At 65.4% G+C, this 4,727-nt stretch carries 3 protein-coding genes; all 3 read right to left on the bottom strand.

Annotation, left to right across the window (positions count from 1 at the left end; all coding sequences use genetic code 11):
• Nucleotides 1-2 precede the first annotated feature (2 nt).
• On the bottom strand, nucleotides 3-767 hold the full coding sequence (locus V7D81_RS22905) for a glutathione S-transferase family protein (protein ID WP_324320688.1): 765 nt from the start codon (nucleotides 765-767) through the stop codon (nucleotides 3-5).
• A gap of 66 nt (nucleotides 768-833) precedes the next feature.
• The gene (locus V7D81_RS22900; protein ID WP_324320686.1) at nucleotides 834-3,176 is read right to left on the bottom strand and encodes a fatty acid cis/trans isomerase; all 2,343 of its coding nucleotides are present in this window, start codon (nucleotides 3,174-3,176) and stop codon (nucleotides 834-836) included.
• Nucleotides 3,177-3,210: 34 nt separating this feature from the next.
• Nucleotides 3,211-4,677 carry a protein adenylyltransferase SelO gene (locus tag V7D81_RS22895; protein WP_349257725.1) on the bottom strand — a complete coding sequence of 489 codons (1,467 nt, stop codon included), beginning with the start codon at nucleotides 4,675-4,677 and terminating at the stop codon, nucleotides 3,211-3,213.
• Between the last annotated feature and the right edge of the window lie 50 nt (nucleotides 4,678-4,727).

Genomic DNA, 4,727 nt, shown 5'->3' with positions numbered 1-4,727 from the left:
CGCTACTTCGCCTTCGGCAATGCCGGCGGCGTCCCGATCAGTCCATCGGGACGCGCGACCTTCAGCATGCGCAGATACGCCGGACGTTCCTCCACCTTCTTGCGCCACGCCACGACGTTGGGAAACTGCTCGATGTCGACGATGTTGAGACCCGCGGCGAAATTCACGGGGAACAGCATCATGATGTCGGCGGCGGAAAATTCCTGGCCGCCGAAGTACGGATGCCTGCCGAGGAAGTCATCGGCAAACTTCACGACGGCTTCGGAATCGACCAGCCGCGGACGGTTCGGCGCCGGCTGCTGCCGTCCCTGGATCAGGGTGACGCGATAGTCGGCAATCGCACGCGAGGCGAACGAGCCTTCGGCGAAGTGCATCCATTGCAGGTAGTACGGAAAGTCGGGCGAATCGACCGCCGGACGCAGCCGTCCCGCGCCATCGCGGGCAAGCAGCAGTTCGATGATCGCGCCCGATTCGACCATGACCTGATCGCCGTAGCGCACGGTCGGCGCCACCGGCATCAGCGGACTGACCGTCCGGATCGTCTGCATCGAACCGGCGATATCGCCGCGCTTGTATTCCAGCGTGTAGGGCAGCCCGAGTTCCTCGCATAGCCACACGATGCGCTCGGAGCGCCGGCCCTCGATGTGGTAGATCGTCAGCGGTGCGGAGATGGTGGCTTTCATCGCGGGGGCCGCCGGCTCGGCAGCCTGCGTCGTTCCGCCCAGCGAGACCAGCAGCAACGCGATCAGCGTGATTCTCTTCTGCATGCGCCTTCTCCCTTTTGAAAGGTCAACGGTAGCACGCCACTTCATCGCTGCGCCCGCGCAGATCGTCTATCGATTCTCGTAGCGGCTGAGATCGAGGATGCCGGAAGTCAGCGGTTCGGCGCGGGTGTAGTCCGCGCGGACCGTATCGCTGAGCTGCCAGAAGCCGGCATCGGTACGACGCACGCCGAAGCGGTCGAGCAGCCGGCGGTAGTCGGCTTCGGTGCGCAATGCCTCGATACGCGCGACGAGTTCGGCGAAGTCCTTCTCCTCCACCTGCAGGAAGATGTTCGGATAGGCGCCGACGACGCCGTTGGCGATCGTCAGGCTGTCCTCGGCGACGAGCCGTCGCGACGCTTCGTCGAACATGGAGGAGATATTGGTGTAGGCGCTGTTGTTCAGGAGGGTCAGCAGGCCATGTCCCGGCACCTTGATCACTAGCATCTGAGGCAGGATCGATGCCGCCGTACCGCGCACCGCATCGATCTTCTGCAGCGTTGCGATGCTGCCGCGCGACAGACCGGACTGCTCGAGTTCGTAGGCGTGCTGCAGCGCGCCGGACAGGCGTTTCTGCAGCAGGCCGAACAGTTCCAGCCTGGGTTGCGACGTGTGGTAATCGATGGGCGTGGGCAGCACTTCATGCTCGAAGTAGCTGTCGAGATAGTCCCGCACATCCTTCTGCGCACCGCGATACCACTGCTCCACTTCGGCGACGCGCTGCGGCTGCGGCAGGTAGGCCAGGAAATTCATCTCCGCTTCCATGCGCAGGAAGTCCATGTACATGCGCGTCATCACCTGGTGCGAAGCCGTGCCGTAGACATCGAAGCCGGCCACCAGCAGGTAGTGGATGCGTTCGAGAATCGGATAGTCGATCAGCCAGGCGGTCTGCGGCGGCTCGCCGACCAGGCCCTTGAGCACGCTCGCGCTGTCGGAATGGCGAAACACGGTCAGCGCGGCATTGGCATTCGTGCCCTCGCCGTCCCAGACCGTATGCAGTCCGGCTGCGCCGAGGGCCGCGCTGTTGGCGCGGATGAAGTCGCCTTTGGCGTGCAGGTAGTCGCGCTGCGCCTTCGCATACTCGCGCCAGCGGACGATCGACAGCAGGCCGCTTTCCGATTCCGCCGGCAGGCGCAGATGATGGTTCTGGTCGGCGAGGAAGGCGGCGAACTCCTGCGACACGGCCGACCGCGGCGTGGTGAAGAACACCCAGAAACGATCCTGGATCACGTCCAGCGCGACATTGCCGCGGCACACCGGACCCTTGATGAAGTTCATGATCGTGAACTGCGCTTCGTCGAGCAGGAAGGCGTGACGCGCCTGATACGGAATCCGCTGGAACGTGATGAACGGATTCGAGGCCGTCTGCACGTCGTAACCGGGCAGCGTGTCGACCGGGTAGTCCGCATCGATGAACCACTGGCGCCAGCGATCGCGCCGTGCTGGCGTCAGTCGATAAGGCATGTGCGTCTTGGCAATGGTCGTCGACGGATCGCGCCACAACCGGTAATAGACGCGCTCGACGCCGGGATCGTCGTAGGGACGGCGTGTCGCGATGAGACTCAGCGGCTGGCCCGGCGGCGTGCGCGAGCGGACGAGCTTGAAGTAGATCGTGTCGGCGCCGCGATCCTCCATGTAGAGATGCGCCAGGAACAGGTGCTCATACAGGTAGCGCGCCGCGAGCCGCTGCCTGGGACTGTCGCCATTGAACAGCGTTTCCCAGTACGTCGCTTCCTGTACCAGCGACGCAGGCAGTGGCGCAGGCGCCGCCGCGGGCGCACCGGCGGCGAGCCATTTCGTCAGTGTCTCGTGCTCTTTCGCGTTCAATGCCGGGAAGCCGAATGGCATGCCCCACAGCGGATATTTGCCGGCGAACGTATCGAATGACTCGGCGGTCGGGCATTGCTGCGAGCGCGACAGGGAGAAATCGAATGTCTCCGGCAGCACCTTGACCGCCGGCAGCGGATGCTCCTGCTTGAGCTGCAGCATGCGCGCCATGACGCCGGCCTGCAGATTCGCCTGCGGAGAATCCTGCCGCTCGTTGAGCACGGGATGGAATCCGGCGGCGCGCCACTGCGCGGTCGTCTGCTGGTCCTCGAACAATCGCGTCAACCGCGCTGGCGCGACCCGCGCGACGCTGTACACCAGCTCCGGACTCGCCCCGCGCAGCACGCCTTCGTAGGAATCCAGTTTCAGCTGGCAGGGTGCGTCGTAACAGCCGTGACACACGAGACAGCGGTTGTTCATCACCGGGCGGACATCGCGCTCGAACTCGACGGGGACGCCCGCCGCTGCGGCGACATTCTCCTTCGGTCGCGTCGGGCCGAAGCGCTCGTCGAGCGCGTGGCCCGCGACGGTCACGCAGCCTGCGACCGCTGCGAATGCCAGGCACATCAGAAGCAGTCGGCGGTTCATGCGCCGACGATAGCACGCGAGATGCGGCGAAGACTTACGTCCCGCAGAACGTGTTCAGCACCCGCTCGTCGGGCCGTGGTGGCTGCAGGTAGGCGGCATTGTCGGGCTGATCCTCGTAGGGACTCTGCAGCACCGACAGCAGCCGGAAGAATGGCGCCATGTCGCCGTCGTCGGACGCCGCATTCAATGCGGCGTCGACGCGGTGATTGCGGGGAATGAAGGCCGGACTCGCCTGGCGCATCTGCGCCGCGCGGCCGGCGGGCGATTGCGGATCGCGCGCGAGGCGCTGGCGCCAGTCGGCCAGCCAGGCCGCGAAGTCGGCATGGTCTGCGAAGGATTCGTGCAATGCGGATTCATCGCCCGCCTCGTCTGCGGCGACGGCGAGCCGGCGGAACGTCAGCGTGAAATCCGCATGTGATGCATGCATGACTGTCAGCAGGCGGCGCACGAGTTCGAGGTCGCTCTCCTCGCTCGACGCCAGGCCGATCTTGCGATACAGCGCCGCCAGGAAGTTGTCGTTGACCTGGGCGATGAAGGACTGCAGCACGTCGACTGCGAGTTCGACGGCCTTTTCGGAATCGGCATGAATGAGCGGCAGCAGCGTCTCCGCGAAGCGCGACAGATTCCATTGCGCGATGGCAGGCTGGTTCACGTAGGCGTAGCGTCCGCCGCGGTCGATCGAACTGAAGACCGTGCCCGGATCGTATTCATCCATGAACGCGCAGGGACCGTAGTCGATCGTCTCGCCGGAGATCGCCATGTTGTCGGTGTTCATGACGCCGTGGATGAAACCGACGCGCATCCATTCGGCGATGAGCACGGCCTGTCGCGTCGCGACTTCCCTCAACACGGCCAGTGCAGGCACGTCGGCCTCGCGCGCGTGCGGATAGTGGCGCGCGATCACGTAATCGAGCAGCGTGCGAATCGCTTCTTCATCGCCTTGCGCCGCGAAGTACTGGAACGTCCCCACGCGGACATGGCTCGCCGCCACGCGCGTGAGCACCGCACCGGGCAGTTCGCGTTCGCGAAACACCGGTTCGCCGGTTGCGACGACCGCCAGTGAGCGCGTCGTGGGAATGCGCAGCGCATGCATCGCCTCGCTGATCAGGTACTCGCGCAGCATGGGACCGAGCGCAGCACGACCGTCGCCGTTGCGCGAAAACGGCGTCTGGCCGGCGCCCTTGAGCTGGATGTCGCGCAGCACGCCGTCGCGATCACGGATCTCGCCGAGCAGGATGGCGCGCCCGTCGCCGAGCCGCGGCACGAAGCCGCCGAACTGATGGCCGGCGTAGGCCATGGCGAGGGGCGTCGCGTCGTCGGGGAGCTGGTTGCCGGAGAACACGGCTGCGGCAGTCTGTTCGAGCGCCCGGTCGACCCCCAGCTCGACCGCGAGCGTGCGATTGAAGATGAGCACGCGCGGATCCGGCGCCGCCGCCGGAGCGACTCTTGCGTAGAAACGCGCTGGCAGCGCGAAGTAGCTGTGTTCGAAGCCGAGTCGCATGATCGGTCGCCCGTCTTCGTGTGGGTCAGGCTTCAGCCTGACATCCGGGG

It is taken from the genome of Povalibacter sp. (assembly GCF_036735925.1).
In the GTDB taxonomy this organism is placed as follows: domain Bacteria; phylum Pseudomonadota; class Gammaproteobacteria; order Steroidobacterales; family Steroidobacteraceae; genus Steroidobacter.
The sequence above is the reverse complement of the archived record's forward strand: the minus strand, read 5'-3'. Positions and strand labels throughout refer to the sequence as shown.

Coding starts and splice junctions, on each gene's coding strand:
- V7D81_RS22900 (WP_324320686.1), bottom strand. CDS start 3,176: ATGAACCGCCGACTGCTTCTGATGTGCCTGGCATTCGCAGCGGTCGCA.
- V7D81_RS22905 (WP_324320688.1), bottom strand. CDS start 767: ATGCAGAAGAGAATCACGCTGATCGCGTTGCTGCTGGTCTCGCTGGGC.
- V7D81_RS22895 (WP_349257725.1), bottom strand. CDS start 4,677: ATGCGACTCGGCTTCGAACACAGCTACTTCGCGCTGCCAGCGCGTTTC.